The organism is Streptomyces sp. NPDC034111 (assembly GCF_055575375.1).
In genome coordinates this window covers 1-26,351 of record NZ_JBVIST010000011.1, presented here as the reverse complement: position 1 = coordinate 26,351, position 26,351 = coordinate 1, and the positions used below count along the sequence as shown (strand labels likewise).

Below are 26,351 nucleotides of genomic sequence, written 5' to 3'. Positions count from 1 at the left end.
TGCGCATCGCGCTCTGCGATGCGTTATTCAGAACACATGATACCGATCAGCGCGAGGGGGGCCAGATGATTCCCGTCTGCCGCATCGAGGACCTGCCCGAGGGCGAGTCCGTACGGATCGAAATCGACGACGCCACACCGGCCATCGCGGTCTTCCACGCCGAGGGCGGTTTCTACGCCGTCGACGACACCTGTAGCCACCAGGACGCCTCGCTCTCCGAAGGCTGGGTCGAGGGCTGCTTCGTCGAATGCCCGCTGCATGCCGCCCTGTTCGACCTGCGCACCGGTGCCCCGACCTGTCTGCCGGCCCGCCGCGCGGTACGCACCCACGAGGTCAGCGTCCTGGACGGAATGATCCATGTCCGGCCCGCCGTACGGGAAGAGGCGGTGGCGTAACGAGGACCGGCGTCACGGCGGCTGTAGAGGGCGGTGGCGCAAGGGCCCGGCTCCCGGACGGGGTGGTCAGGCCGCCGCCCGGTCCATCCGCCGCCGGTCCTCCCGGGCCCGGCGGCGTTCCTGGCGGCGCGCCTGACGCCGGTCGCGGCGCAGCTCGCGGGCCGTGCTGCTGGGCCGCGACTGCACCCCGTAGCGCTGGATCCAGACCTGGCGGGTCACCCAGACGTCCAGTACGGCCCAGGTGGCGACGACCGTGGCGGCGACCGTGCCGAGCACCGCGGGAAAGGCGAGCCAGGAGCCGGCCAGGGTGCTCAGGAACGCCACCATGGCCTGAACCAGCGTGACCGCCACGATGATGACGGCGCGCACCGCGGCCGTGCGCACCGGATCCGGCATACGAGGCCGGGTCGCCGGTTCCTCCTGCCACAACGGCCGTCCGCCGGTGTCCATGAAAGCCCTCCCCGCACTCTCCCCGTGTGTCCGGCTGCTGGTTGGCTGCCCGGATTTCGCCGGGTACATGCCCGTACCGCCGGACCCCGTCGTGATCCATGGTCACGCACCGGACCGGCGCGGAGTGACCCGGGGTAGCGCAAAACCGGCCAACTGGCCGGGTGTGCTGCCCGAAAGAGGCGTGGCGTGCGGGCCCGGAAGTACGGGAGGGTTGTCCGGGAATCGGTGGACAACTCATGACGATCCGTCGCGGTGGCCTTCCCCGACGTGACGGGAGGCCTTCGGCTCGGTCCCCCGACAGTAGTAGGCTCGCGCCGTTTGTTGACGGAACACCGCCCCCGTGCGCCGGGGTTGACGTAGGGGAGGCCATGCGCTTTCGCGGGAAGTCGGTCCGCCGGAAGATCGTGGCGTTGCTGCTCGTACCGCTGGTGTCCCTGACGTCCATGTGGGCGTTCATGACCTATATCACCGGGCGCGAGGCCAACCAGCTGCTGGACGTCGGCAACGTCGTGCAGAAGCTGGGCTATCCGGTCGAGGACGTCATCCAGGCGCTCCAGCGTGAGCGCCGGCAGAGCCTGCTCTACCTCGCCGACCGGCGCGGCGCCGATGCGCTCGGCGCACTCCAGGGGCGGACCCGGGCCACCGACGAGGCCGTCACCCGGCTGCACGCCGATGCCGACACCCGCGACGTGCGCGAGGGCCTGACCGGTGAGGCGGGCGACCGGATGGACGGCGTCCTCAAGGGCCTGGCCACCCTCGGCTCGCTGCGCGCCCAGATCGAGCGCAACACCGTCACCCGTGACGAGGCCATGGAGGGCTACAACTCCCTGGTCGACCCCGGCTACGACTTCCTCGCCGCGCTCCACGCCCTGGAGAACGTCGAGATGGACAAGCAGGGGCGCGCACTGGTCAACATCACCCGCGCCCGCGAGGCCGTCGCCCGCGAGGACGCCCTGATGTCCGCGGTGCTGGCCTCCGGCAGCATGAGCCGGCGCGATGTCCGCGCGCTGTCCGACCGGGTGGCCGAACGGCGGGTCCTGTACGGCACCAGCCTGCCGATCCTGCCCGCCAAGGACCGCGGCCTCTACGAGGACTACTGGCGCTCCGCCAAGGCCCGCGAACTGACCTCCTACGAGAACCAGGTGATCGCCGCCGGCGCACAGGCCGGACCGCATGAGATCAACGCCGAGCGCTGGACCAGCACCGCGGGCAAGGTCCTCGGTGACCTCCAGCGGATGGGCAAGGACGCCGGCGACCGCTACCAGGAACGCGTCGCACCGGTCGCCACCCACATCCTCCTCAAGGCCGCCCTCGCCGGCGTGCTGGGCTTTGTCGCGCTGCTGGTGTCGATCATCGTGTCGTTCCGCATCGGCCGGCGCCATGTGCGCGACCTGACCCGGCTGCGCAAGACCGCACACGAGGTCTCCGGCGTACGACTGCCGAGCGTGATGCGCCGGCTGGCGGCCGGCGAACAGGTCGACGTGGAGACCGAGGCGCCCCGACTCGAATTCGGCCCGGACGAAACCGGCCAGGTCGGCCAGGCGCTCAACACCCTCCAGCGGGCCGCGATCGAGGCCGCCGTCAAACAGGCGGAGATGCGCCGTGGCGTCTCCGAGGTGTTCGTCAACCTCGCCCGCCGCAGCCAGGTCCTGCTGCACCGCCAGCTGACGCTGCTGGACGCCATGGAGCGGCGCACCGAGGACACCGACGAACTCGCCGATCTCTTCCGCCTCGACCACCTCACCACCCGCATGCGGCGGCACGCCGAGGGCCTGGTCATCCTCTCCGGCGCCGCCCCCTCCCGGCAGTGGCGCAAACCGGTCCAGCTGATGGACGTGGTGCGCGCGGCGGTCGCCGAGGTCGAGGACTACGAGCGGATCGAGGTACGCCGGCTGCCGCGGCTCGCGGTGGACGGCCCCGCAGTGTCCGACCTCACCCACCTGATCGCCGAACTCCTGGAGAACGCCACCGTCTTCTCCCCGCCGCACACCGCCGTCCAGGTGCTCGGCGAGCGGGTCGCCAACGGCTACGCCCTGGAGATCCACGACCGCGGTCTGGGCATGGCGCCCGACCTGCTGCTGGAGGCCAACCTCCGGCTCGCGGAGACCCCCGAGTTCGAGCTGTCCGACACCGACCGGCTCGGTCTGTTCGTGGTCAGCCGGCTCGCCCAGCGGCAGCACGTACGCGTCTCGCTCCAGCCCTCGCCGTACGGCGGCACCACCGCCGTGGTCTTCATCCCCGGCGAAATCCTCACCGAGACCACCGCCGGCGGCCGGGAGGACCACGGGCCGGCCGCGGACGCGCTGCCCGACGGTCCGGAGGGCAACGAACTGGAGCACGCCGCAGGCAAGTTGGCCGCGCTCGCCCAGTCACCGGTGCCGCTCCCGCAGCGGGAGCGGCACCTCCCCGGCCTCATCGACGGCCCCGTCGAACTCGAACCGCCGCTGGGACCGGACGAGCTGGCGCCCGACGAGGACGAGGAAGACGGCAGCCTCTTCCGGGGGCGGAGCCGGGAGCGGGGCCGGGGCCGGGCGCGCGACGGCGGACGAAGCCGCGAGCGTGACCGGGACGGCGACCGCCACGGGCCGGACGCCACTCCGGCCGGCCCGTCCGCGCCGCGCAGTATCGCGCCGGTGCCGTCGGCCCCCGACGGTGAGCAGCATCAGCAGACCCGCGACCAGGCGCCCGGCGGCGGGCTCGCACCGCTGCCGCGCCGTCCCCGGCCGCCGGTGCTGGTCTCCGACCACGGCAGGACGGTCGACGACCGCGACGGGGCGGCGGACGACCGCGACGAGGCGGACCGGGCGGCCTCCGGGCAGCCCGCCGGCGAGGAGCCCGGTGAGGCCACCCCGCCCCAGGACGCGCCCTCGGCCACCACCTCCACGGGACTGCCCCGCCGGGTCCGGCAGGCCAGTCTCGCGCCCCAGCTCAAGGCCGATGCCGCCGGGCCGCCCGCGACCGCGCGGCCGGACGGGCCGTCCGCCGACGACCGGGACGCCGAGGAGGTGCGGGCCCGGATGGCCTCGCTCCAGCGGGGCTGGCAGCGCGGCCGCAGCGAGAGCGGCGAGGAACCGCGCCGCTCCGCGCCACCGGTCGAGGACGCGAGCGCCGGGCAGCCGGCCGCCGCGGACACCACAGGCCCGGATGCCTCGGACGCCGCCACCAAGCACGGCGACGACAGGGGCACCGCAGCACCACCAGGAACCACATCGGGAGGCGACGGTCCATGACCGCACCGAAGGCAGCAGCGTCCACCGCATCGGTCTCGGCGAAGGGATCCGGTGAGCTGAACTGGCTCCTGGACGAGCTGGTCGACCGGGTCGGCTCCATCCGCAAGGCCCTCGTCCTCTCCAGCGACGGGCTGGCCACCGGCGCCTCGAAGGACCTGACCCGCGAGGACGGCGAGCATCTGGCCGCGGTCGCCTCCGGCTTCCACAGCCTGGCCAAGGGCGTCGGCCGGCACTTCGACGCCGGGCAGGTCCGCCAGACCATGGTCGAGCTGGACGAGGCGTTCCTGTTCGTCAGCGCGGCCGGCGACGGCAGCTGCCTGGCCGTGCTCGCCGATGCGGACTCCGACGTCGGACTGATCGCGTACGAGATGACCCTGCTGGTCAAGCGCGTGGGTGCGCACCTGGGCACCGCGCCCAGGTCCGGCCTGTCGACCTGAGTCAGACGACGGTGACGCCGTGAGCGAGCAGGAGGGCCGGGCGGCTCGGGGCCGGGAGCCGGCCCGCTGGTTCGACGACGAAGCGGGCCCCGTCGTCCGGCCGTACGCCATGACGCGCGGGCGCACCCGCACGGCCGCCGAGGGACGCCTCGACCTGATCGCGCAGGTGATCGCCGAGAGCCGGGCGCAGCAGACGATCGAGGACCAGACGCTGTCGCCCGAGCATGTCGAGATCGTCGAGCGCTGTCGGCAGGCTCCGCTGTCGGTCGCCGAGGTGGCGGCCGAGCTCGATCTGCCGCTCGGCGTCGTACGGGTGCTGATCGGCGATCTGCTGGACGCGGAACTGGTGCGGGTCAGCCGGCCGGTCCCCCCTGCCGAGCTGCCCGACGAGCAGGTGCTGCGCGAGGTGATCCACGGCCTGCGGGCGCTGTGACCCGCGGCCTCAGCTGCCGTCGTCGCGCTTCTTCCTGCGCGGCGGCGGCCACTGCTCCGCGGAGGTGTCCGTCTCCATCTGGGCGACCGCCTGCGTCAGTTGGGCGACGACCCGCTCGATCTCCCGGTGGGTGGTGCGCCGCTCGGTGACGACCGCGGCGAGCAGCAGCGCGGTCAGCGCGGTGATCCCGTTGAACGCCTGAAGGGTGGCCATGTTCGTGAACAGGTCATGGTGCGCGAACGGCCCCGAGCCCTCGGCGGCCGCCACGATCGTGACCGTCGAGACGAGCAGCGCGCACGGCGCCGCCCCGGCCCGTTCGAAGCGGAACGCGGCCCAGATCAGGCACGGTGACACGAGGAAGAGCAGATTCACCGGACTGCTCACGGCCAGCTCGGTGACCGCGAGGGTGCAGGCCGCGAGCAGCGCGGCTTCCGCCCACCGGTAGGGGCGGATACGTTCCCGGGGCGGCCACCGGGCCGCACTGAGGAGCAGCAGCACCGGCGTGATCACCAGGACCCCCATCGCATCCCCGGTCCACCACACCGCCCAGGTCGGCCAGAAGCCGGCCCGGGTCAGCGCTCCGGAGAGCACCAGGACGCCGCTGCCGACCGTCGCGCTCACCAGCATGCCGGTCAGCGCGCCGAGGCCCACCAGGGCGACGGCGTCGCGCAGCCGGTCCAGCTGCGTACGGAATCCCACCCGGCGGAGCAGCCGGTAGGAGAGCACCGGGCCAAGGGTGTTGCCCGCGACGATCACGAGGACCACCAGCGGCGACGGCCCCAGCGCGACATTGGCCAGGAAGGCGCCCAGGGCGATTCCCGGCCACATCCGGGGGCCGAGCAACAGCAGCGCCGTCAGGGCGATACCGGTCGGCGGCCACAGTGGGGTGACCTGGCCGCGGACCAGTTCCTGGAGCAGACCGAGCTGGGCGCTGCCGTAGTACACACCGGCCACCCCGAGGCACTGAAGGGCGGTGACCCGGTGCCGCTGTACGGCACCGGGGATCCGCCCGGCGGTGCCGCCCCGCCGTCCGTGCCGCTCGTCGTGGACCACACCGGCCTCCGTTCGCCGTCGCGGGATGTGCCTTACGCGTAGGGACCGCCGTCGTGGCGGAGCACGAGGACGGCGGCGTCATCGGTGTGCCCCGTCAGATCGGCCACCGCGACCACCTCGGCGGCGAGGGCGTCGGCGTCCGCGTCGTACGCCGCCCCCACCAGGTCCACCACCCGCGCCATGCCCTGCTCGATCGGATAGGCGGGCCCCTCCACCACCCCGTCGGTGAGCAGCACGAACGCGCCCACCCCGGTCAGCCGGCGGCGGGTGACCGGGTACCGCTGGTCGGGGAAGACCCCCAGCGGCAGACCGCCCGGGTCGTGGGTCGTCGCCGCGCCGGCCGCAGTGCCCCAGACCGCCTGGACATGCCCGGCACGGGCGTCGGCCAGCTCGCCGCTGTACGGGTCGAAGCGGAGAAAGGTGCAGGTCGCCATGAGGTCGGAGCTCATTGACAGCAGGAGGTTGTTGGCCCTTTCCAGGACGTCGCCGGGGTCGGTGGTGGCGCCCGCGACGGCGCGCAGGCCGGTGCGGACCTGTCCCATGAAGGCGGCGGCCTCCACGTCGTGGCCCTGGACGTCGCCGATGGCGAAGCCGAGCGAGCCGTCCGGCAGTGTGAAGGCGTCGTACCAGTCGCCGCCGATGTCCAGCCCGGTCTGCGCCGGTACATAGCGGGCCGCGGTCTGTAGTCCGGGCAGTCCCGGCAGTTCGGGCGGCAGCATGTGCCGCTGGAGCTCCACCGCCAGCGCCACCCGGGCCTGCTGGAGCTTGATCCGTTCCATGACCTCGCCGGTGAGCCGGCCGAGGAGGCCCAGAAGCTCCTCGGACGGCGGGCCGGCGGTGGCACGGCGTCGATTCATTCAGCACCCCGCTCCGCAGGGCCGGTTCCGGTGGGACGCACCGATGCTGCACTTTCACATTACGCCGGGCCCTTGTTGAGCAATGCTCAATAAAGGAGTACGGTCCATTGAGCAACTGTCAACAGGAGGAGAACCGCCGCCATGCCCACGGACCCCACCCCGGCGACCCCGGCCCCCTTCGACCGCCTGGAGATCCAGGCCGGCCCGCACACCTACGACGCACTGGCCTGCGGCCCCGCCGACGGGGAGTTCGTCCTGCTGCTGCACGGCTGGCCCGAGTTCGCCGACTCCTGGAGCGGGGTGCTGCCCTCCCTCGGCGCGGCCGGCTACCGCGCCGTCGCCGTCGACCAGCGCGGCTACTCCCCGCGGGCCCGCCCGCCCCGGATCGCCGACTACGCCGTCCCCGAACTCGTCGCCGACGCCCTCGCCTTCGCCGACTCCCAGGGCGCAGGACGCTTCCACCTGGTCTCGCACGACTGGGGTGGCATGGTCGCCTGGGCGCTGGCCGGTGCCCACCCCGAGCGGCTGAAGTCCCTGACCGTGCTGGCCACTCCGCACCCGGACGCGCTCAACCGCGCCGCCGCCGAGGACCCCACCCAGCACCACCGCCTCGACTACGTCCGCTTCTTCCGCCGCGACGACAAGGCGGCGGAGACCGCGCTGCTGGCCGACGACGCCGCCCGGCTGCGCGCCGCATACGGAGGCAAGGTCCCCGACACGCTCGTCGAGGCCAATGTCCGCAGGCTCTCGGAACCGGGCGCGCTGACCGCCACCCTGAACTGGTACCGCGCCCCCGAGTCCGTCATCTCGGTACCCGCCGGCCGGATCTCCGTCCCCACCCTCTTCCTGTGGGGCAGCGAGGACATGGCCCTCGGCCGCGGCGCGGCCGAGTCGACGGGGGAGTGGGTGGACGGCCCGTACCGCTTCGAGGCCCTGGAGGGCGCCAGCCACTGGCTCCCCGAAGAGGTCCCCGCCCTCGTCACCCCCAAGATCCTCGACCACCTCGCGACCTACGCCTGAGACCGCGCGGCCGCGCCTCGCGACGCCCCGGCCGGCTCCCGCGACCACGCCGGCCGGGGGCCGGAGCACGCTCTAAACTGCGGGCATGTCCGGCAAGCGAGCCACCCGCCTCACCCCCGACCAGCGCCGGGAGCAGCTGATCGGCATCGGGCTGGAGATGCTCGCCGACCGGTCGCTGGACGAGCTGTCCACCGATGAGGTCGCCCGGCGGGCCGGGATCTCCCGCGGGCTGCTCTTCCACTACTTCGCCTCCAAGCGCGACTTCTACCGCGCCGTGGTCCGCGCCGCGTGCGACCGCTTCACCGCCGCCACCGAACCGGAAGGATCGCTGGAACCGGTCGCCTGGATGCGGGCGTTCATCTCCGGTTTTGTCGCCTACGTCCTGGAACACCGTCAGGTGTACCTCGCCCTGGTACGCGGCGCCGCCGGCAGCCACCCCGCGGTCACCGACATCGTCGGCGAGGCCCGCGAGACCCTCGCCCGCCGGCTGCGCGACGGGCAGCGGCGGCTCGGCATGCCCGACGCCCCGCGGCTGGAACTGGCCTCCCGCGCCTGGATGGCGTTCGCCGAAGAGGCGGTCACCAGCTGGCCGGCGACGGAGAACGGGGAGGCGGCTCGCGACGAGCTCTGCGCGTTCATCGAGTCCAGCTTCGTCAGCCTGCTGGGACTGCTCGACCGGCCCGGCAGCCTCGCACCGCGCTGAGCGGCCGACCGAGCCTGTCCGCCGGGACCGGCCCGTGGCCCAAGCGTGATGCATCTCAAGTGGGCGCCGTGCTGAGCACGTTGTACCGTTCCTTTGCACCTGCTGCCTCGTTCGCCGACGCACGGGGAACAAGCGGGAGCTCCGCCCGCACACCCGGCAATTCAGGAGAAGACCCATGGCTTTCGGGCGTTCCGAACGTCGCCGCCGGACCGCCGCCGTCGAGCCGGTGACGCTCAAGATTCTGGTTGCGGGCGGCTTCGGCGTCGGCAAGACCACCCTGGTCGGTGCGGTCAGTGAGATCAAACCGCTGCGTACCGAGGAGCGGTTGACCGAGGCCGGACGGCCGGTCGACGACCTCGACGGGGTGGAGGCGAAGACCACCACCACCGTGGCGATGGACTTCGGCCGGATCACCCTCCACGACGAGCTGGTGCTCTACCTCTTCGGCACGCCGGGCCAGGACCGCTTCTGGTTCCTGTGGGACGAGCTGGCGCGCGGTGCGCTCGGCGCGGTGGTCCTCGCCGACACCCGCCGGCTCGCCGACAGCTTCTCCGCCATCGACTACTTCGAGCGGCGCGGGCTGCCCTTCACGGTCGCGGTCAACTGCTTCGACGGCGCCGACCGCTACCCCCCGGAGGCCGTACGCGAGGCCCTGGACCTGGGCCCCCAGGTGCCGGTGATGCTCTGCGACGCCCGTCTGCGGGACTCCGCCCGCGATGTGCTGATCGCCGTCGTCGAGCATGCGATGCAGAACGGCGCCCGGCGGCGGGAGCCCGCGCTGCCCTGAGCGGCACACAAGTACGGCCGGTGGCCCGCCGTCCGGGCCACCGGCCGTACGTCTGCGCCTGTCGCCCCTACGAGGCCGCCGGGCCGTCCTCGGCCAGCCAGCCGAAGCTCCGCTCCACGGCCTTGCGCCAGTTGGCGAACTCCCGGTCGCGGGCCGGTGCGTCCATCCGCGGTTCCCACTCGGTATCGCGCTTCCAGTGGCCCCGCAGCTCGTCCAGGTCCTGCCAGACGCCGGTCGCCAGGCCGGCCGCGTACGCCGCGCCCAGACAGGTCGTCTCCGAGATCACCGGGCGGATCACCGGCACACCCAGTACATCCGCCTGATGCTGCATCAGCAGATTGTTCGCGGTCATCCCGCCGTCGACCTTGAGCCGGGTGATCCGTACGCCCGAGTCCTGGAACATGGCGTCCACGACCTCACGGGTCTGCCAGCTGGTGGCCTCCAGTACGGCGCGCGCCAGATGTGCCTTGGTGACGAAGCCGGTCAGACCGGTGATCACCCCGCGGGCGTCGGAGCGCCAATAGGGCGCGAAGAGGCCGGAGAAGGCCGGCACCACATACGCCCCTCCGTTGTCGGGGACGCTCGCCGCCAGCGGTTCGATCTCGTCCGCGGAGGCGATGATGCCGAGCTGGTCGCGGAACCACTGCACCAGGGCGCCGGTGATGGCGATGGAGCCCTCCAGACAGTAGACCGGCGCCTCCCCGCCGAGCTGATAGCCCATCGTCGTCAGCAGCCCGCTCTTGGACGCAACCGGGCGGTTGCCGGTGTTCAGCAGCAGGAACGAGCCGGTGCCGTAGGTGTTCTTGGCCTCGCCGACGCCGTAACAGGTCTGCCCGAAGACCGCGGCCTGCTGGTCGCCCAGCGCGGACGCCACCGGCACGCCTTGCAACTGCCCCACGGCCGTGCCGTACACCTCCGCCGACGGCCTGATCTCCGGCAGGATCGCGGCCGGCACATTCATCGCCGACAGGATCGCCGGATCCCACTGGAGGGTGGACAGGTTCATCAGCATGGTGCGGCCGGCGTTGGTCACGTCGGTGACATGCACTCCGCCGTCGGTGCCGCCGGTCAGATTCCAGATCAGCCAGGAGTCGATGGTGCCGAAGGCGATCTCGCCGCGCTCGGCACGGGCCCGCAGGCCCGGCACCTCGTCCAGCAGCCAGGCCGCCTTCGGCCCGGAGAAGTAGCTGGCCAGCGGCAGACCAGTGGCGTCCCGGAAGCGGTCCTGGCCTTCCGCGCCGCCGAGTTCGGTGCACAGCTGCGCGGTCCGGGTGTCCTGCCAGACGATCGCGTGGTGCACCGGCTTTCCGGTGGCCCGGTCCCACAGGACCGTGGTCTCACGCTGGTTGGTGATGCCCAGCGCACTGAGCTGGTCCGCCCGCAGGCCCGCCTTGGCGAGCGCACCGGCCACCACCGCCTGCACCTTCGACCAGATCTCGGTGGCGTCATGCTCCACCCAGCCCGGCCTGGGGAAGATCTGACGGTGTTCGCGCTGGTCGACGGCGACGATCGCCCCGCCGTGGTCGAAGATGATGCAGCGGCTCGATGTCGTGCCCTGATCGATCGCGGCGACGTACTTCTCGGTGTGCTCCGTCATACCGTCACGCCTCCAGAAGTCCTGGCTCCGAGTGTGTGGGCGGTGCGGGGGTGCGGGCCGGCCGGGGTCAGAAGACGCAGTTGTACACCAGGCCCGAGAGCACCGCGCCGATCAGCGGGCCGGCGACCGGTATCCAGGCGTAACCCCAGTCGGAGGAGCCTTTGTTGGGGATCGGCAGCAGGGCGTGCACGAGACGCGGACCGAGGTCGCGGGCCGGGTTGATGGCATAGCCGGTCGGCCCGCCCAGCGACAGTCCGATACCGACGACCAGCAGCGCGACCAGCAGGACATTGATCCCCGAGCCGTAGACCCCGGCCTGTGCGCCCGGCACCTGGCCGATGCCGATCCCCTTGTTGTGGCCGAAGAACAGTAGCGGCAGCACCAGACCGAGGGTGGCGATGATCTCGGTGACGAGGTTGGCGGCCGGTTGGCGGATCTCCGGGCCGGTGGAGAAGATCCCCAGCGTCGGCTGCGGAACGTCACCGGAACGCCCGTCGTTGGCGGCGAACTGCGCGTAGTACAGCGCCCAGGCGAGGACCGCCCCGATCGCCGCGCCGGCCATCTGCCCCAGCACGTACACCGGCACCTTCGACCACTCGGTGCCGCCGGCGACCGCCGAGCCGACCGTCACCGCCGGGTTGAGGTGCCCGCCCGACAGCGGCGCCGCGGTGTAGGCCCCGGCCAGTACGCCCATGCCCCAGCCGAAGGCGATCGCCACCCAGCCGGCGGCCCGGGCCTTGGAGTGGTGCAGGGTGACCGCGGCGCACACACCGGCGCCGAAGAGGATCAGAATCGCGGTGCCGATCACTTCACCGATGAAGATGTCCCCAGAGGAATACATGGCGGCTCCTTGTCCCTCGCCCGGGGGACGTCCCCCGGACCACCGTGCAGGGTGCGTGCCACCGGCGGGCAGCGGGCAGCCGCTGCCACCCGGCCGGGTGCCTGGGTGCGGCACCCGGGAAGTGTTCACCCGAGGTGAGGGGGCGTCAAGGTCGCCTACACCAGAGGATGTTGAGGGCAGTACGGGACGGAGAACGTGCCCGGTCCCGTACGGCCGCCGTCACCTGCGGGCCCGTACGCCCTTCTGGCCCGGCACCCGGGACGCTCCGCCCCGCCGGATCTCGGTACTCCCCGAGCCGGGCCGGCCCAGCACCCAGCTCGCCCCCGGCAGCGCCTTGGCCGCCTTCTTCAGCGGGGCGAGCGCGGCCGCGGCCTGATGGTGTCCGCCGACACTTCCCGGCGGGCACACCGCGGTCGCCAGCGACAGCGTCACCGGCCGCCCGCCCGCCGACCAGGCCACGTCCAACAGCGCGGCGGCGAACGGGTCCAGACCGTCCGGCTCGGTCAGCACCAGGAAGTCGTCACCCCCGATATGACCCACCCGGCAGGCCGGTACGCCCGCAGCGACCTCGGCGAGGGCCCGCCCCACCGCACGGATCAGCTCATCGCCGGCCGCGAACCCGGCACCGTCGTTGACCTGTTTGAAACCGTCCACGTCCAGCCAGCTCAGCGCGAACCCCCGGCCCTCGGCGATCCGCCGGTCCACCTCGCCGTTGACCTCGTCCGAACCGGGCAGCCGGGTCAGCGGATTGAGCCGCGCGGCCTCCTCCACCCGGCTCTCGGCCAGCGCCCGCAGAATGTCGGCGAGGTGCACCACACCCATGCACCGGCCGCGCTCGTCCACCACCGCCACATCGTCCCCGGTACGGTCCCGGTCGCCCTCGGCGATCACCTCCAGCACCTGCCAGGCGGTGGCGTCAGCCCCGACCGTCCGCGGCCGGTCCGCGAGCCGCAGCGCCGGCCGGTCGGCGTACAGCGCATGCCCGTAGCGCCCGGACAGCGACAGCAGGAACCGGTCCCGGTCGATCGCCCGGACCGGCACACCGTCGGCGTCCACCAGCAGCACCCCCGACACCTCGGGAAAGCCGGTCAGATGGCTGCGCACCGCGCCCGCCGACGCGGACATCGGCAGCAGCGCGGCGGGCTGCAAGAACTGCGCGACCGGCGGCCCGGACGGCGGGCGGCAGGGCGCCGGTCCGGGCACCGCGGGGGAGAGGGCGGGCGGCAGATAGACCCCGGTGGCCGGCCGGCGCGCGGGCGGCGCGAACAGGTGCCCCTGCGCCAGCTGAACGCCGGCCTCCCGCACCGCCGCGTACTGCCGCTCGGTCTCCACGCCCTCGATGGCCAGCAGTCCGCCCACCTGCTCGCACAGCTGCCGCATCGCGGCCACCGCGGCCTGCGGCCCCCGGTCGGTGGCCATCCGGGCACACACCGAGGCGTCGAGCTTGACGAGGTCCGGCGCGAGCTCACCGAGCAGCCGCAGCGGCAGATCACCGTCCCCCACCCCGTCCGCGCAGATCCGGTAGCCCTCGTCGCGCAGCACCGCCACCGCCTCCAGCAGCGCGCCGCGCGGGACATGGGTGAACGGCCCGCCGAGATCGAGGGTGATCTCCCACGGCCGCCGCCCGACGTCGTGGACGGCCTTGCCCAGCACCGCCATCCGGGGCAGTTCGGCCACCGTCGACGCGAACACATTGATGTGCAGCGGCAGCAGCGTCTCCTGGTGGGCCGCCGCCCGTACGGCGAGCGCCGCGAGTTCGGCGTCCAGATCGGGACAGCGGTGCGCACAGGTCAGCACATCGACGTCGCCGGGCTCGGGGCGGGCGAGTATCTCCAGCGCGGCAACCGAACCGGTCGAGAGGTTCACGACGGGCTGGAACGCGAAGCGGAGCTGGTCCGTCCAGGCAGGCACGGGTAGCAGCATGCCCCGCCGCACCGCTGAACAGGGCCTGATTAACGCACTGTTCATGCATCCTTCCGGAGCGTGCGGACCACTGCCGCATGATCCACACAGGACGTTCGACGCGGAGCTCCGCGGCCGCCCGGCCCCCGGCCCGCATCGGACGACAAAAAAGAAGGGCAAAGAGCGTGCCCGCTCCTTGCCACTCTCAACGTATAGCGCACTGGGGGGCTTGCGGCAAGACCCTGGTCGTGCCGCAGAATCGCCGGCCGAAGCAAGATTCTGCGGAAATGGGGGGCTGTGTTGATTGACGTGATCGTGGTCGGCGGTGGACCGACCGGGCTGATGCTGGCGAGCGAGTTGCGGCTGCACGGTGTGCACGTGGTCGTGCTGGAGAAGCTGGCCGAGCCGACCGGGCAGTCCCGGGGGCGCGGTCTGCACGTGCGCAGCGTCGAGATGATGGACCAGCGCGGTCTGCTGGACCGGTTCCTCGCGGTCAGTGAGACGTTCCAGGTCGGCGGTTTCTTCGGCGGCATCGTCAAGCCGTGGCCGGACCGGCTGGACACGGCGCACCCGTACGGCCTCTCCACCCTTCAGCCGGTCACCGAGCGGCTGCTCAACGAGCGTGCCCTCGAACTCGGTACCGAGATCCGGCGCGGCTGCGAAGTGGTCGGCCTGAGCCAGGACGAGGACGGGGTGACCGTCGAGCTGGCGAGTGGGGGCGTAGCCGCCGGGGGAGGGGGAGGCACGCACCTGCGCTCGCGCTACCTCGTCGGGTGCGACGGCGGCCGCAGTGTGGTGCGCAAGGAGCTCGGTGTCGGTTTCCCCGGCGAGCCCGCCAAGGTCGAGACGCTGCTGGGCGATATGGAGATGACCGAGGATCCGGCCGCGGTTGCCGCCGTCGTCGCGGAGGTCCGCAAGACCCAACTGCGGTTCGGCACCATCCCCAACGGGGACGGGACGTACCGCGTCATCGTGCCCGCCGACGGCGTGGCCGAGGACCGTGCGACCGCGCCGACCCTCGACGAGTTCAAGAAGCAGCTGCGGGCGGTCGCGGGCACCGACTTCGGCGTGCACTCGCCGCGCTGGCTCTCCCGGTTCGGCGACGCCACCCGGCAGGCCGAGCGCTACCGGGTCGGCCGGGTGCTGCTGGCCGGCGACGCGGCGCACATCCACCCGCCGACCGGCGGGCAGGGGCTCAACCTCGGTGTGCAGGACGCGTTCAACCTCGGCTGGAAGCTGGCCGCCGCGGTCAACGGCTGGGCGCCGGAGGGGCTGTTGGACAGCTACCACGCCGAACGGCACCCGGTGGGCGCCGCCGTGCTGGACAACACCCGCGCGCAGATCACGCTGCTGGGGACCGATCCGGGGGCGACCGCGCTGCGGGAGCTGTTCACGACGCTGATGGACTTCGAGGAGGTGAACCGGTACGTGACCGAGATGGTCACCGCGGTCGGGGTCCGCTACGACTTCGGTGAGGGCCACGAACTGCTCGGCCGGCGGATGCGGGACGTGAAGCTGAAGCAGGGGCGCCTCTACGAGCTGATGCACGGCGGCCGCGGCCTGCTGCTCGACCGGACCGGCCGGCTCTCGGTGGCGGGCTGGGCAGACCGGGTCGACCACGTCGTCGACGTCAGTGAGGAACTGGACGTGCCCGCGGTACTGCTGCGGCCCGACGGCCACGTGGCGTGGGCCGGTGAAGAGCAGGCAGATCTGCTCAGCCAGCTGCCGAGGTGGTTCGGCGCCGCCGTCAGCTGAGCGCGCGCGGCCGTCAACTCCCCCTGCACGCCTGGACGGTGCCCCATCTGGTGCCATTCACACGCCTGGACGGTGCCCCCTCCCGATGCTATGTTGTTCTCGTTCCGAGAAAGACTCAGGGTGAGAATGAATCGCGAGGGGGTGGCGGCCGTGCACACGGACCGACAGCGCGTCGGGAGCGGTGACGCGGACGACGGTGACGAGCGCGCCTTCCTCGCGGCCTACGACCCGCGGGACTTCCCGGCCATCGCCGTGACCGTCGACATCGTCGCGCTGACCTTGCGCGCAGGGGTGCTGCACGTCCTGCTCGTCGAGCGTGGCGGCCGGCCGTTCCAGGGCGCCTGGGCCCTGCCGGGCGGATTCGTCCGCGCCGGCCGGGAATCGCTCGACGAGGCCGCGGCCCGCGAACTCGCCGAGGAGACCGGGCTGGACGCCACCCAGCTGGAGCGTGTCCACCTCGAACAGCTCGGCTCGTACGGCGATCCAGGCCGTGACCCGCGGATGCCGGTCGTCACCGTCGCCTACCTCGCCTTCGCCCCGGACCTCCCCGAGGCGCGCGGCGGCGGCGACGCCTCGGCCGCGGCCTGGATACCGGTCACCCGGCTGGACCTCGGTAGCGCGGCCGAGCGGACGTCACCCCAGAGGGGTACTCCGCGGACTTCCGGCGAACCGGACGCGGCCCGGCCGCGTCCCCCAGAACAGGGTCCGGGGCACGGGATCGACGGGGGTGATGCCGTGCCCCGGCCCGGAGCCGGCCCGGTGCCCGCCGGGGACGCCGCGGCGGACCTGCTCCCGCTCGCTTTCGACCACGCCCGGATCGTCGCCGACGGCCTCGACCGCGCCCGCGCCAAGATCGAGTACACCCCGCTGGCCACCGCCTTCCTCGGCGAGGAGTTCACCATCGTCGAACTCCGCGGCGTCTATGAATCCATCTGGGGCAGCCCGTTGCACGCCGGCAACTTCCACCGCAAAGTGCTCTCCGTCCCCGGGTTCGTCGAGTCGACCGGCGCCACCGCGGCCCGCGGGGGTGCCCGCGGCGGCCCACGCGCCCGCCTCTACCGGGCGGGCGACGCCCGGCTGCTGCACCCGGCGCTGCTGCGCCCCGACCGGGAGGACAGCGTGCGATGACACCCCCGGCCACCCTGCCGGGCCCGTCGCCGCATCCGTAGCCGGCCGGCCACCGACCACACAACCCCCTTACCACTCAGGGGCGTACGGGCCCACAGCGGCGGACAAGGCGACCCGTCGGCTCACTGCACGGGAAAGTCGAAGTAGGTGTCAGGAAACGTCTCCGGCTTGAAGGTGAAGTGCCACCACTCTTCCGGGAGATTCACGAATCCGGCCCGCTCCAGACCGTTCTTGAGGAGCAGCCGGTTGGCCAACTGCCGCCCGTGGATGCGCGGGTCGAAGGTGTGCGCCAGAGTGTCGAAGCAGTCGAAGCCGGTCCCCATGTCGAGCGAGTTGTCCGGGAAACGCGCGGCCTTCGGCCCGTAACAGGGCGTCAGTGGCTCACCGGGCACATACGGCCGGGTGGGCAGGGCCGGCAGTCGCACCAGCGTCAGATCGACCGTACTGCCCCTGCTGTGACCGGACTTGGCGGCGATATAGCCGTCGTCGAACAGCTTCGACTTGTCCTCCCGCGGATAGAACTCGGCCTTCATCCGCTGATCGCCGAGGTCCTTCGCCCACCGGACGAAGTGGTCGACGGCGCGCTGCGGCCGGTAGCAGTCGTACACCTTGAGCGAGAAGCCGCGTGCGAGGAAGGAGAGCTGAGCGCGGTGCAGCGCCCGCGCCGCATCCCGCGTCAGCAGACACCTCGGCCTGCGGTAGCCGTCCACCGGCACGCCCATGAAGGTGTGCGGGGTGAAGTAGCGCATCTCCTGGATGATCGTCGGATCCACCGCGCGCAGGGCGACGAACTCCTCAGGCGCCTTGGGCGCCTTGAGCACCTTGGGCGGCGATGCCGGCCGGCGGGCGGTCCCCGCCGCGGGCGACGGCAGCGCGGTGACGGTCATCAGGGCGGCGGCAGCGACGGCCAGGCCGCGCAGTGTGGCAGTGATTCTCGGCATGGCCCCCCTGTACCAGGCGCGGGCCCCGGCGCGGAAGACCGCGACCGGGCCCGTCAGCTACCGCCCCCTCGCGCACCAAGACCGCCACCGCTACTGCTCGGACGGTGTGCCGGTCAACCGCCTTCCAGCCCGCGCACCCGCACCTGATACCCCACAGGACCGCCGTCCCGTCGCTCCACGACCACCCGGTCGCCCTGCCACCGAGTGGCGAAGCGCTCCACCGTCGGCCGCTGCCAGCCGTCCCCGGTGTCCGGCACCACCAGACCGGCGCCCCCACGCCCGGCCGCCGGAGCCCACACCTCCAGCTCCGTCCCGCCGTCCTCGCCCGCCACCGGCAGCACCGCACCGGCCCGCGCCAGCACCGGAATCCGTGACAGCGGTGCGTCCACCCAGACCTGCCCGGGCCCGTCGTGCGCCTGCCCGGTCGCGGTGTCGTACCACCTCCCGCGCGGCAGCCGCACCGGCCGCCGGGTCACCCCCTCCGCCAGCGCCGGCGCCACCAGCAGCGCATCCCCCAGCAGAAAGGCGTCCTCGCAGTCCCGCAGCGCCCGGTCCCGCGGCGAGCTCCACCACACCGGACGGACGTACGGCGCCCCCGTCAGCCGCGCCAGCTGCCCCAGCGTCTCGAAGTACGGCAGCAGCCGCTGCCGCTCGCGCAGCGCCGTACGGGCGTGCGCGAGCACCTCTATGCCGAACTCCCAGGGCTCCCGCCGTCCCGCCCAGATCGCCGAATGGGTACGGAACAGCGGCAGATACGCGCCGAGTTGGAACCAGCGCAAATACAGCTCCTCGGAGGGCACCGCGGAGAACCCGCCGACATCGGGCCCGCTGTACGGCACCCCGCACAGCCCCAGCCCCAGAACCAGGGACAGCGAGGCCCGCAGCCCCGGCCAGCCGGTCGCCACATCCCCCGACCAGCTGCCCCCGTAGCGCTGCATACCCGCCCAGCCCGAACGCGAGAAGAGGAACGGCCGCTCGTCCGGCCGCAGTTCACACAGCCCCTCGAAGCCGGCCCGCGCCATCGCCAGCCCGTAGACGTTGTGCGCCTCCCGGTGGTCGCCGCCCCGCCCCTCCAGCGCATGGCGGGCCGAGCGCGGCAGCGTCTGCTCACCGAAGGCGGCGAACGACACCGGCTCGTTCATGTCGTGCCAGACCCCCGAGAAGCCCTGCGCCAGCCGCTCCGCGTACAGCCCGCCCCACCACTTGCGCACCCGTGCGTCGGTGAAGTCCGGGTACACCGACTCGCCGGGCCAGACCACCCCGCGCACCTCCCGCCCGCGGTCGTCCCGTACGAACGCATCCGCCGCCGCCCCGCCCTCGTAGACCGCGTCCCCCGGCTGCGCCTTCACCGCCGGATCCACGATCGACACCAGCCGCACCCCCTCGGCGCGCAGCTCCCGGGCCAGACCCGGCAGATCGGGATAGCGCCTGCGGTCCACCGTGAAGACCCGGTGCCGGTCGTAATGGTCGATGTCCAAATGGACGGCGGACAGCGGCAGTTCGCGCTCCCGGTAGCCGGCCACCACCCGGCGCACCTCCTCCTGGCCGCCGAACCCCCACCGGGCGTGCTGATGACCCAGCGCCCACCGGGGCGGCAGCGCCGGCGCACCGGTCAGCGCCGTCCAGACCTGGAGCACCCGGGCCGGGGTGCCGGCCAGCACCCAGTAGCGCAGCGGCCCGCCGTCCATCCGCAGCTCGCAGGTGCCCGGCCGGTCGTGCCCCGAGCCCGCACCCTCGGTGCCCTCGCGCAGCAGCACCCGGCCGTCCCAGGAGTTGTCGTGGAAGACCAGATGCGTACCGGCGTCCGCCACCACCAGCTGCACCGGCATCGTCAGCGACAGCGGATCGTCGCCCGGCCCGAACGCCCCGCCCGGATCGGTGTTCCACAGCCGGTACGCACCGTCCCGCAGCCGCGGCCCGTGCGCCCGGCCGCCCAGCCCGAAGAACCGGGCATCGGCCGCCACCTCCGAGCGTTGCACCCACCGCGAGGCATCGCACCCCTCCGGCCGCCCGGCGCGCTCACCCGCCCCCGAGGCACCCGGCCCGTCCGTACGGTCCCACCAGCGCGGCGGCAGCTCCCGCCGCAGCACCGCCCCGCCGGGCGTCCGCACCTCCACCGCGCCGTGCCGGGACACCACCACCAGCACCCGCTCGGAGACCACCCGCCAGCCGCCCTCCGTATCGGGCTCCAGCACCGCCCGCGCATCCACCTCCGGACACGCCCCGGCCAGCGCGTAGGACGGTTCCGGCCCGGCCCCGTCCCAGCCGCAGAACACCGCCCCGCCCGACGCGACCCGCACCCGCAGCGACGACCGGGCGAAGTGGATCACCCCACCGCCCGGCTGGGGTTCCGCCCCTTGCGCCGCCCCCGGCACCCGCGCCCGCTCCGCGGCCCGCCGCGGCAACGCCCTCGCATCCCCCCGCCGCGCCCGCCACGCCGCGCGCACGGACCGCAGCCCCTGCACCGGCCCGATCGCCCTGACCACCCGTACCGACCGCACCAGATCACGCCCGTTCATGCCGGTCAGCCTGCCATCGACACGCGGGCCGGCGGGCACCGTTCAACTGCCGTTCACCTGCACGGGATCACGCTCGGCCACGCCAAGGCCTGCGGATCGCCCTCCAATGGCCGAATCCCGCCGGGCGCGCCCTCGGGTGTCTCTTCGATCTCCGGGAACCTGAGCCCACAAGAAACCTCCACGCCGGACCCGCGCCATGTGCCGCCACCACATGAGCCACCCCCCGAATGTGGGAGGTCCACCCTGGTGCACAAGTCGATCACATGGCATCGTCCAGGCAAGCCGTGTCATGCGCACACGTCAGGCCGGGAGACCCCCGCAGCCGTGCGCGCCGACGCAGACGACGCGTACCGTCCGGGAGCCGCATCATGACCACCGCACCGCAGTCCGCCCCTCAGCCGGAACCCCTCTGGCAGCCCGGCCCGGACCGCATCGCCGGCGCACAGGTCACCCGATTCCACACCTGGGCCGCCGCCCACCACGGAGCGCCCGCCCCCACCCCGGGCGACCCCGCCGCCAGCTACGCCGGCCTGCACCGCTGGTCCGTCGACGAGCTCCCCGCCTTCTGGCAGGCCGTCGCCGAATGGTTCGACGTCCGCTTCGCCACCCCGTACGAGACCGTGCTCGCCGACCGCACGATGCCCGGCGCCCGATGGTTCCCCGGCGCCACGCTCAACTACGCCGAACACGCGCTGCGCGCCGCCGAGGACCCGGCCCGCGCCGACACCCCCGCGCTCCTCTACGTCGACGAGACCCATGAGCCCACCCCGGTCAGCTGGGCCGAGCTGCGCGCCCAGGTCGGCTCGCTGGCCGCCGCACTCCGCCGCCTCGGCGTCCGCCCCGGCGACCGGGTCAGCGGCTACGTCCCCAACATCCCGCAGGCCGTCGTCGCCCTCCTGGCCACCGCCGCGGTCGGCGGTGTCTGGACCTCCTGCGCCCCCGACTTCGGCGCCCGCAGCGTGCTGGACCGCTTCCAGCAGATCGAGCCGGTCGTCCTGTTCACCGTCGACGGCTACCGCTACGGCGGCAAGGAGCACGACCGCCGCGACACCGTCGCCGAACTCCGCGCCGAACTGCCCACCCTGCGGGCCGTCGTCCATATCCCGCTGCTCGGCACCCCCGCTCCCGAAGGTGCCCTGAACTGGTCGGACCTGACCACCCAGGACACCGCACCGGTCTTCGAACAGGTCCCCTTCGACCACCCCCTGTGGGTCCTGTACTCCTCCGGCACCACCGGCCTGCCCAAGGCCATCGTCCAGTCCCAGGGCGGCATCCTGCTCGAACACCTCAAGCAGACCGGCCTGCACTGCGACCTCGGCCCCGACGACCGGTTCTTCTGGTACACCTCCACCGGCTGGATGATGTGGAACTTCCTCGTCGCCGGCCTGCTGGTGGGCACCACGATCGTGCTCTACGACGGCAGCCCCGGGCACCCCGACATCGCCGCCCAGTGGCGGGTCGCCGAGGCCACCCGCACCACCGTCTTCGGTACCTCCGCCGCCTACGTCATGGCCTGCCGCAAGGCCGGCATCCACCCCGCCCGCGATCTCGACCTCTCCGCCATCAGCTGCGTCGCCACCACCGGCTCCCCGCTCCCGCCGGACGGCTTCCGCTGGCTGCACGACTGCTTCGCGGAGAGCGGCGCCGACCTGTGGATGGCCTCCGTCAGCGGCGGCACCGACGTGTGCAGCTGCTTCGCCGGCGCCGTCGCCACCCTCCCGGTCCACATCGGCGAACTCCAGGCCCCCTGCCTCGGCACCGACCTCCAGGCCTGGGACCCCCAGGGCGAACCAGTCATCGGCGAGGTCGGCGAACTCGTCGTCACCAACCCCATGCCGTCCATGCCCACCCGCTTCTGGAACGACCCCGAGGGCACCCGCTACCACGACAGCTACTTCGACATGTACCCCGGCGTATGGCGGCACGGCGACTGGATCACCGTCACCCCCCGCGGCAGCGTGATCATCCACGGCCGTTCCGACTCCACCCTCAACCGCCAGGGCGTCCGGATGGGCTCCGCCGACATCTACGAGGCCGTCGAACGCCTCCCCGAGATCCGCGAATCCCTCGTCATCGGCCTCGAACTCCCCGACGGCGGCTACTGGATGCCGCTCTTCGTCCACCTCGCCCCCGGCGCCACCCTCGACGACGCCCTCCGCGACCGCATCAAGCGCACCATCCGCGAACAGCTCTCCCCGCGGCACGTCCCCGACGACATCATCGAAGCCCCCGGCGTCCCGCACACCCTCACCGGCAAGCGCATCGAGGTCCCCGTCAAACGCCTCCTCCAGGGCACCCCGCTCGACAAGGCCGTCAACCCCGGCTCCGTCGACAACCTCGAACTCCTGCACTTCTACGAGCAGGTGGCCCGCGACCGCGCACAGTAGAGCGGATGCAGGCGCAGGGGCCGGCCCGAGGCACACCGACGACACCGCCGCGGGCCCCCGCCGGACCGCCGTTGTCAGACCCCCCGATTACTCTCGGTGACGAGTGATCGCCCGGCCGGCACACCCGTCGGCCGGGCGTCACCCCACACCGAGCCACCCAGGGGGAACCATGACCACCACATCCCGGCCCACAGGACCGTCCGCCGCCCGCCGCGCCCTCCGCCGCGAAGTCCCCAGCGCCGCCGCCGTCCTGGCCGACGAGCGCGACTTCACCGCCATGCGCCGCTACCGCACCTTCCCCTTCGACGACCACAGCAGCTACCTCCAGCAGATGGAGACCCTGCTGCGCACCCTCACCGCCCAGGGCGTGCTGACGACCGTCAGCCTCTTCGACCCGGCCGCCTACGAGAAGTACTGCGCGGACCTCGCCCTGGACCCCGATCGCCCCGACAGCCGCACCCGCTACACCGCCGAAGTCGCCCGGACCGGCGCCACCTTGACCTACGAAGGCGAGCCGCTGCGCCAGCTGCTCCCGTTACTCGTCGAAGAAGCCGGCCGCCAGGCGACCTGGGACAACGCCTCCGCCCTCCTGGCCCGCGCCGGCCGCTGCGCGCAGTGCGGTGAGGACCTTGCCCACGCCGCGTTCGCCCGCGCCACCGCCGCCGTCCAACAGCTCCTCGAAACCCTGGGCAGCGGCAGCCACCACCTGGTCTGCTCCGTCGCGGCGGGCGACCCACCCCTCCTCGCGGTGCTGCACGCCACCGCCCGCGACGGTGCCCCGCTCCAGCTCGCCGAATCCGAGACCCTGATCTTCTGCACGGTCCTCGCCGCCGGCCTCGCCCTGGGCACCCCCGGCGGCATCGTCGCCCGCACCACCACGGACCCCACCGACCCCACCACTCCCCAGACACTCAACCACGAGACCACCGCCCACGAAGCCACCGCCCACGGAGCCACCGACCACCAGCCCACCGAGCACCATCCCACCGACCGTGCTCCCACCGGCGAGCCCTACCGCGACACGGTCCGCGGCTGGTCCCTCCGCGACTCCTGGCTACGCCCCCTCAGTACCGCCGAAGTCTTCACCGCCTACTGCACCGACGCCGACACCGGCGAACCGGTCCCACCCGAGCACGGCGTCGCCTACGCCCCCGGCCTCCCGCTCACCCCACCACCCGACACCCACCGCCACTGACCCGAGAGCCACCGCGGCACACAGAACGGCCGCCCCACCACAAGGGCGGGACGGCCGTTCACCGACTCCTGCGACGCACCGCGCCGCACAGGATCACTCCCCGGAGAGCACCGCCCGCGCCGCGGCCCGCGCATCATCGGCGGTGTCCGCGGCCCGCGCCGCAGCCGCCGCCCGCTCGCACTGCGCCAGCGTGTGCTTGGCCAGCGTCGCCCGCACATAGGGGATCGACGCCGCACCCATCGAAAGGCTGGTGACACCGAGCCCCGTCAGCACACATGCCAACTCCGGATCGGAGGCCGCCTCACCACATACGCCACAGCTCTTGCCCTCGGCCTTCGCGGCTTCGGCCGACAGCGCGACGAGGTCCAGCAGCGCCGGCTGCCAGGGATCCTGAAGCCGCGAGACCGCACCCACCTGGCGGTCCGCGGCGAAGGTGTACTGCGCCAGGTCATTGGTCCCCAGCGAAAGGAACTCCACCTCCTGGAGGATCGACCGCGCCCGGAGAGCCGCGGACGGAATCTCCACCATCGCACCGAACTTCGCCCGCAGACCGGCGTCCCGGCACGCATCCGCGAACGCCTTGGCGTCGATCCGGTCCGCCACCATCGGCGCCATGACCTCGAGGTAGACCGGCAGCCCCTCGGCCGCCTTCGCCAGCGCGGCCAGCTGCGTACGCAGCACCTCGGGGTGGTCGAGCAGAGTACGCAGACCCCGCACACCCAGCGCCGGGTTCGGCTCATCGGCCGGCGTCAGGAAGTCCAGCGGCTTGTCGGCACCGGCATCCAGCACCCGCACCACGACCCGCCCCTCAGGGAAGGCCTCCAGCACCTTGCGGTACGCCTCGACCTGCTTCTCCTCGGACGGCGCCCGCTTGCTGTCGTCCAGGAACAGGAACTCCGTACGGAACAGACCGACACCCTCGGCACCGGCCTCAACCGCCGCCGCCACATCACCGGGACCGCCGACGTTCGCCAGCAGCGGCACCTTGTGCCCGTCGGAGGTGGCACCCGGACCGGACGACGCGGCCAGCGCCGCCTTCCGCTCCGCAGCGGCCTTCTCCAGCTCCGCCCGCTTCTCGGCGCTCGGCTCCACGAAGATCTCACCGGTGCTGCCGTCCACGGCGATCACCGTGCCCTCGACGAGCTCACCCGCACCCGGAAGCGCGACCACGGCCGGCACTCCCAGCGCCCGCGCCAGAATCGCGCTGTGGCTGGTCGGCCCGCCCTCCTCGGTCACAAAGCCGAGCACCAGCGTCGGGTCGAGCAGCGCCGTGTCGGCCGGCGCCAGATCCCGCGCGATCAGTACATACGGCTCATCGCTGTCCGGCACACCCGGCATCGGCACACCCAGCAGCCGCGCGACGATACGGTTCCGCACATCATCAAGGTCGGCCACCCGGCCCGCGAGGTACTCCCCGGCCCCCGCGAGCAGCGCCCGGTACGCCGCGAACGCGTCGTAGACCGCACGCTCGGCGGTGCTGCCGACGGCGATCCGCCGCTCGACGTCCGCCATCAGCTCGGGGTCCTGCGCCATCAGCGCCTGGGCCTCCAGCACGGCCTGCGCCTCACCGCCCGCCAGATTTCCCCGTGCTATCAGGTCTGCGGCGACAGCTTCCACGGCCTGACGGGCACGCCCCTGTTCGCGCTCCGCCTCCTCCGCCGGAATCTGCTTGGCCGGCGGCTCGAGAACCGCCGTACCCATGTGCCGCACCTCGCCTATGGCCACACCGTGGCTCACACCGACGCCTCGCAGCGTTGTCTCCATTGCACCCGTCTCCGGATTTGATGCGACGGCCGGGCCGCCGCGGTGGATGTCGTACCTGCCGTTCAGGACGGCGCCCGGCTACCGCCAGGAGAAGAGCTGGTCGCCCGCCTTGATGTCGCCGTCCTCGCGCACCTCACCGAGCGAGTCCGCGGTGGCCTCCAGCGCGACGACCGGGCAGACCGGCGACTTACCGGCCTCCTCGACCGCAGCCGGGTTCCAGCGCACGATCTCCTGGCCACGGGTGACGGTGTCACCCTTGTTCACGAGCAGCTCGAAGCCCTCGCCATTGAGCTGAACGGTGTCGATCCCCAGGTGGGTGAGCACGCCGTGCCCCTCACCATCAACCACGACAAATGCATGCGGGTGCAGCGAAACAAGAACACCGTCCACCGGAGAGACTGCGGCAGACGGCTCACGAACGGGGTCGATGGCGGTACCGGGACCCACCATCGCTCCGGAGAACACCGGGTCGGGCACGGCCGAGAGTCCGATGGCGCGTCCAGCGAGCGGGGACGTCACGGTGGTCATGGGAAGCCTCCCAGGGGTGGAGATTCATCAGGCCGCCGTCACTACCTGTCCTGGACGGCGCACCGTTCAGAAGCGTAAGTCATAAGAACTGACGGTTCCGCATGTGAGACGCCGGTTGCACCCCGCGAGTCCCGCTGAATCGATTTGCCTCGCCCACAGCAGGCCTGTAGTGTCTGACTCCTGCCCCAAACAGCCAGGACGCAATCTACTGCGGCCGGTTGACGTGGGCGGCACTCCACTGCGTCTTGATCGCGACTCAAGAATTGCGCGCTTCTGCATGCCTGCAGAAAAGCGGCGGTTCGAAAGCCGGAAAAGGCCTGATAGAGTGTGAAACACCGAAGGGAAGCGCCCGGAGGAAACCCGAGAGGGAATCCAAAGGAAGCGTCCGTTCCTTGAGAACTCAACAGCGTGCCAAAAGTCAACGCCAGA

At 72.4% G+C, this 26,351-nt stretch carries 21 protein-coding genes; 11 read left to right on the top strand and 10 right to left on the bottom strand.

The genetic code is table 11. The annotated features are described in order from the left end of the window. The first annotated feature begins 65 nt into the window (after window positions 1-65). On the top strand, window positions 66-395 hold the full coding sequence (locus ACZ55A_RS23535) for a bifunctional 3-phenylpropionate/cinnamic acid dioxygenase ferredoxin subunit (protein ID WP_393500601.1): 330 nt from the start codon (window positions 66-68) through the stop codon (window positions 393-395). A gap of 66 nt (window positions 396-461) precedes the next feature. On the opposite strand, the gene ACZ55A_RS23530 is transcribed toward ACZ55A_RS23535, so the two are convergent. Beyond that, complete coding sequence (locus tag ACZ55A_RS23530; RefSeq protein ID WP_468843279.1) at window positions 462-845, bottom strand: hypothetical protein; 384 nt, start codon at window positions 843-845, stop codon at window positions 462-464. Between the two features lie 368 nt (window positions 846-1,213). Here ACZ55A_RS23530 and ACZ55A_RS23525 point away from each other — a divergent pair, with 368 nt between their 5' ends. The 3 genes from ACZ55A_RS23525 to ACZ55A_RS23515 are packed head-to-tail and all read left to right on the top strand — an operon-like array spanning window position 1,214 to window position 4,945. Further along, window positions 1,214-4,075 carry a nitrate- and nitrite sensing domain-containing protein gene (locus ACZ55A_RS23525; RefSeq protein ID WP_468843277.1) on the top strand — a complete coding sequence of 954 codons (2,862 nt, stop codon included), beginning with the start codon at window positions 1,214-1,216 and terminating at the stop codon, window positions 4,073-4,075. Next, window positions 4,072-4,512 carry a roadblock/LC7 domain-containing protein gene (locus ACZ55A_RS23520; RefSeq protein WP_468843275.1) on the top strand — a complete coding sequence of 147 codons (441 nt, stop codon included), beginning with the start codon at window positions 4,072-4,074 and terminating at the stop codon, window positions 4,510-4,512. Before ACZ55A_RS23525 ends, ACZ55A_RS23520 begins: the two co-directional genes overlap by 4 nt. A gap of 19 nt (window positions 4,513-4,531) precedes the next feature. Beyond that, the gene (locus ACZ55A_RS23515) at window positions 4,532-4,945 is read left to right on the top strand and encodes a DUF742 domain-containing protein (protein ID WP_468843273.1); all 414 of its coding nucleotides are present in this window, start codon (window positions 4,532-4,534) and stop codon (window positions 4,943-4,945) included. 9 nt (window positions 4,946-4,954) lie between these two features. On the opposite strand, the gene ACZ55A_RS23510 is transcribed toward ACZ55A_RS23515, so the two are convergent. After that, the gene (locus ACZ55A_RS23510; protein WP_468843764.1) at window positions 4,955-5,950 is read right to left on the bottom strand and encodes an MASE1 domain-containing protein; all 996 of its coding nucleotides are present in this window, start codon (window positions 5,948-5,950) and stop codon (window positions 4,955-4,957) included. Window positions 5,951-6,030: 80 nt separating this feature from the next. Continuing rightward, window positions 6,031-6,855, bottom strand: a complete 825-nt coding sequence (locus ACZ55A_RS23505) for a PP2C family protein-serine/threonine phosphatase (protein ID WP_468843271.1) — start codon at window positions 6,853-6,855, stop codon at window positions 6,031-6,033. Window positions 6,856-6,996: 141 nt separating this feature from the next. Here ACZ55A_RS23505 and ACZ55A_RS23500 point away from each other — a divergent pair, with 141 nt between their 5' ends. From ACZ55A_RS23500 to ACZ55A_RS23490, 3 genes are all read left to right on the top strand, one after another. After that, window positions 6,997-7,875, top strand: coding sequence for an alpha/beta fold hydrolase (locus tag ACZ55A_RS23500; RefSeq protein ID WP_468843269.1), 879 nt, complete (start codon window positions 6,997-6,999; stop codon window positions 7,873-7,875). Window positions 7,876-7,960: 85 nt separating this feature from the next. Continuing rightward, on the top strand, window positions 7,961-8,578 hold the full coding sequence (locus ACZ55A_RS23495; protein WP_468843267.1) for a TetR/AcrR family transcriptional regulator: 618 nt from the start codon (window positions 7,961-7,963) through the stop codon (window positions 8,576-8,578). 175 nt (window positions 8,579-8,753) lie between these two features. After that, window positions 8,754-9,365 carry a GTP-binding protein gene (locus ACZ55A_RS23490; protein WP_468843265.1) on the top strand — a complete coding sequence of 204 codons (612 nt, stop codon included), beginning with the start codon at window positions 8,754-8,756 and terminating at the stop codon, window positions 9,363-9,365. Between the two features lie 67 nt (window positions 9,366-9,432). On the opposite strand, the gene glpK is transcribed toward ACZ55A_RS23490, so the two are convergent. From glpK to ACZ55A_RS23475, 3 genes are all read right to left on the bottom strand, one after another. Beyond that, the gene (gene glpK, locus ACZ55A_RS23485) at window positions 9,433-10,962 is read right to left on the bottom strand and encodes a glycerol kinase GlpK (RefSeq protein ID WP_468843263.1); all 1,530 of its coding nucleotides are present in this window, start codon (window positions 10,960-10,962) and stop codon (window positions 9,433-9,435) included. Window positions 10,963-11,029: 67 nt separating this feature from the next. Further along, a complete protein-coding gene (locus ACZ55A_RS23480; protein WP_468843260.1) occupies window positions 11,030-11,803 on the bottom strand; it encodes an MIP/aquaporin family protein in 774 nt (257 codons plus the stop codon). Between the two features lie 219 nt (window positions 11,804-12,022). Then, the gene (locus ACZ55A_RS23475; protein ID WP_468843258.1) at window positions 12,023-13,726 is read right to left on the bottom strand and encodes a bifunctional diguanylate cyclase/phosphodiesterase; all 1,704 of its coding nucleotides are present in this window, start codon (window positions 13,724-13,726) and stop codon (window positions 12,023-12,025) included. A gap of 279 nt (window positions 13,727-14,005) precedes the next feature. Here ACZ55A_RS23475 and rox point away from each other — a divergent pair, with 279 nt between their 5' ends. Together rox and ACZ55A_RS23465 are read left to right on the top strand one after the other, a co-directional pair. Continuing rightward, the gene (gene rox, locus ACZ55A_RS23470) at window positions 14,006-15,460 is read left to right on the top strand and encodes a rifampin monooxygenase (RefSeq protein WP_468843746.1); all 1,455 of its coding nucleotides are present in this window, start codon (window positions 14,006-14,008) and stop codon (window positions 15,458-15,460) included. A 150-nt stretch (window positions 15,461-15,610) separates the two neighbouring features. After that, window positions 15,611-16,588, top strand: coding sequence for an NUDIX hydrolase (locus ACZ55A_RS23465; protein WP_468843255.1), 978 nt, complete (start codon window positions 15,611-15,613; stop codon window positions 16,586-16,588). A 122-nt stretch (window positions 16,589-16,710) separates the two neighbouring features. Here ACZ55A_RS23465 and ACZ55A_RS23460 read toward each other — a convergent pair whose 3' ends face one another. Both ACZ55A_RS23460 and ACZ55A_RS23455 read right to left on the bottom strand, forming a co-directional pair. Then, window positions 16,711-17,529, bottom strand: a complete 819-nt coding sequence (locus ACZ55A_RS23460; RefSeq protein WP_468843252.1) for a M15 family metallopeptidase — start codon at window positions 17,527-17,529, stop codon at window positions 16,711-16,713. A 113-nt stretch (window positions 17,530-17,642) separates the two neighbouring features. Further along, window positions 17,643-20,048, bottom strand: coding sequence for a glycoside hydrolase family 31 protein (locus ACZ55A_RS23455; RefSeq protein ID WP_468843250.1), 2,406 nt, complete (start codon window positions 20,046-20,048; stop codon window positions 17,643-17,645). A gap of 368 nt (window positions 20,049-20,416) precedes the next feature. Here ACZ55A_RS23455 and ACZ55A_RS23450 point away from each other — a divergent pair, with 368 nt between their 5' ends. Next, a complete protein-coding gene (locus ACZ55A_RS23450; RefSeq protein ID WP_468843248.1) occupies window positions 20,417-22,435 on the top strand; it encodes an acetoacetate--CoA ligase in 2,019 nt (672 codons plus the stop codon). Between the two features lie 169 nt (window positions 22,436-22,604). Next, the gene (locus ACZ55A_RS23445) at window positions 22,605-23,630 is read left to right on the top strand and encodes a hypothetical protein (protein WP_468843245.1); all 1,026 of its coding nucleotides are present in this window, start codon (window positions 22,605-22,607) and stop codon (window positions 23,628-23,630) included. A 93-nt stretch (window positions 23,631-23,723) separates the two neighbouring features. Here ACZ55A_RS23445 and ptsP read toward each other — a convergent pair whose 3' ends face one another. Then, a complete protein-coding gene (gene ptsP / locus ACZ55A_RS23440) occupies window positions 23,724-25,394 on the bottom strand; it encodes a phosphoenolpyruvate--protein phosphotransferase (RefSeq protein WP_468843243.1) in 1,671 nt (556 codons plus the stop codon). Between the two features lie 78 nt (window positions 25,395-25,472). Beyond that, entirely contained in the window at window positions 25,473-25,922 is a 450-nt protein-coding gene (locus tag ACZ55A_RS23435) for a PTS sugar transporter subunit IIA (RefSeq protein WP_468843240.1), read from the bottom strand. Window positions 25,923-26,351: the final 429 nt, after the last annotated feature.

Coding starts and splice junctions, on each gene's coding strand:
- ACZ55A_RS23535 (WP_393500601.1), top strand. CDS start 66: ATGATTCCCGTCTGCCGCATCGAGGACCTGCCCGAGGGCGAGTCCGTA.
- ACZ55A_RS23530 (WP_468843279.1), bottom strand. CDS start 845: ATGGACACCGGCGGACGGCCGTTGTGGCAGGAGGAACCGGCGACCCGG.
- ACZ55A_RS23525 (WP_468843277.1), top strand. CDS start 1,214: ATGCGCTTTCGCGGGAAGTCGGTCCGCCGGAAGATCGTGGCGTTGCTG.
- ACZ55A_RS23520 (WP_468843275.1), top strand. CDS start 4,072: ATGACCGCACCGAAGGCAGCAGCGTCCACCGCATCGGTCTCGGCGAAG.
- ACZ55A_RS23505 (WP_468843271.1), bottom strand. CDS start 6,855: ATGAATCGACGCCGTGCCACCGCCGGCCCGCCGTCCGAGGAGCTTCTG.
- ACZ55A_RS23500 (WP_468843269.1), top strand. CDS start 6,997: ATGCCCACGGACCCCACCCCGGCGACCCCGGCCCCCTTCGACCGCCTG.
- ACZ55A_RS23495 (WP_468843267.1), top strand. CDS start 7,961: ATGTCCGGCAAGCGAGCCACCCGCCTCACCCCCGACCAGCGCCGGGAG.
- ACZ55A_RS23490 (WP_468843265.1), top strand. CDS start 8,754: ATGGCTTTCGGGCGTTCCGAACGTCGCCGCCGGACCGCCGCCGTCGAG.
- glpK (WP_468843263.1), bottom strand. CDS start 10,962: ATGACGGAGCACACCGAGAAGTACGTCGCCGCGATCGATCAGGGCACG.
- ACZ55A_RS23480 (WP_468843260.1), bottom strand. CDS start 11,803: ATGTATTCCTCTGGGGACATCTTCATCGGTGAAGTGATCGGCACCGCG.
- ACZ55A_RS23475 (WP_468843258.1), bottom strand. CDS start 13,726: ATGCTGCTACCCGTGCCTGCCTGGACGGACCAGCTCCGCTTCGCGTTC.
- ACZ55A_RS23460 (WP_468843252.1), bottom strand. CDS start 17,529: ATGCCGAGAATCACTGCCACACTGCGCGGCCTGGCCGTCGCTGCCGCC.
- ACZ55A_RS23455 (WP_468843250.1), bottom strand. CDS start 20,048: ATGAACGGGCGTGATCTGGTGCGGTCGGTACGGGTGGTCAGGGCGATC.
- ACZ55A_RS23450 (WP_468843248.1), top strand. CDS start 20,417: ATGACCACCGCACCGCAGTCCGCCCCTCAGCCGGAACCCCTCTGGCAG.
- ACZ55A_RS23445 (WP_468843245.1), top strand. CDS start 22,605: ATGACCACCACATCCCGGCCCACAGGACCGTCCGCCGCCCGCCGCGCC.
- ptsP (WP_468843243.1), bottom strand. CDS start 25,394: ATGGAGACAACGCTGCGAGGCGTCGGTGTGAGCCACGGTGTGGCCATA.
- ACZ55A_RS23435 (WP_468843240.1), bottom strand. CDS start 25,922: ATGACCACCGTGACGTCCCCGCTCGCTGGACGCGCCATCGGACTCTCG.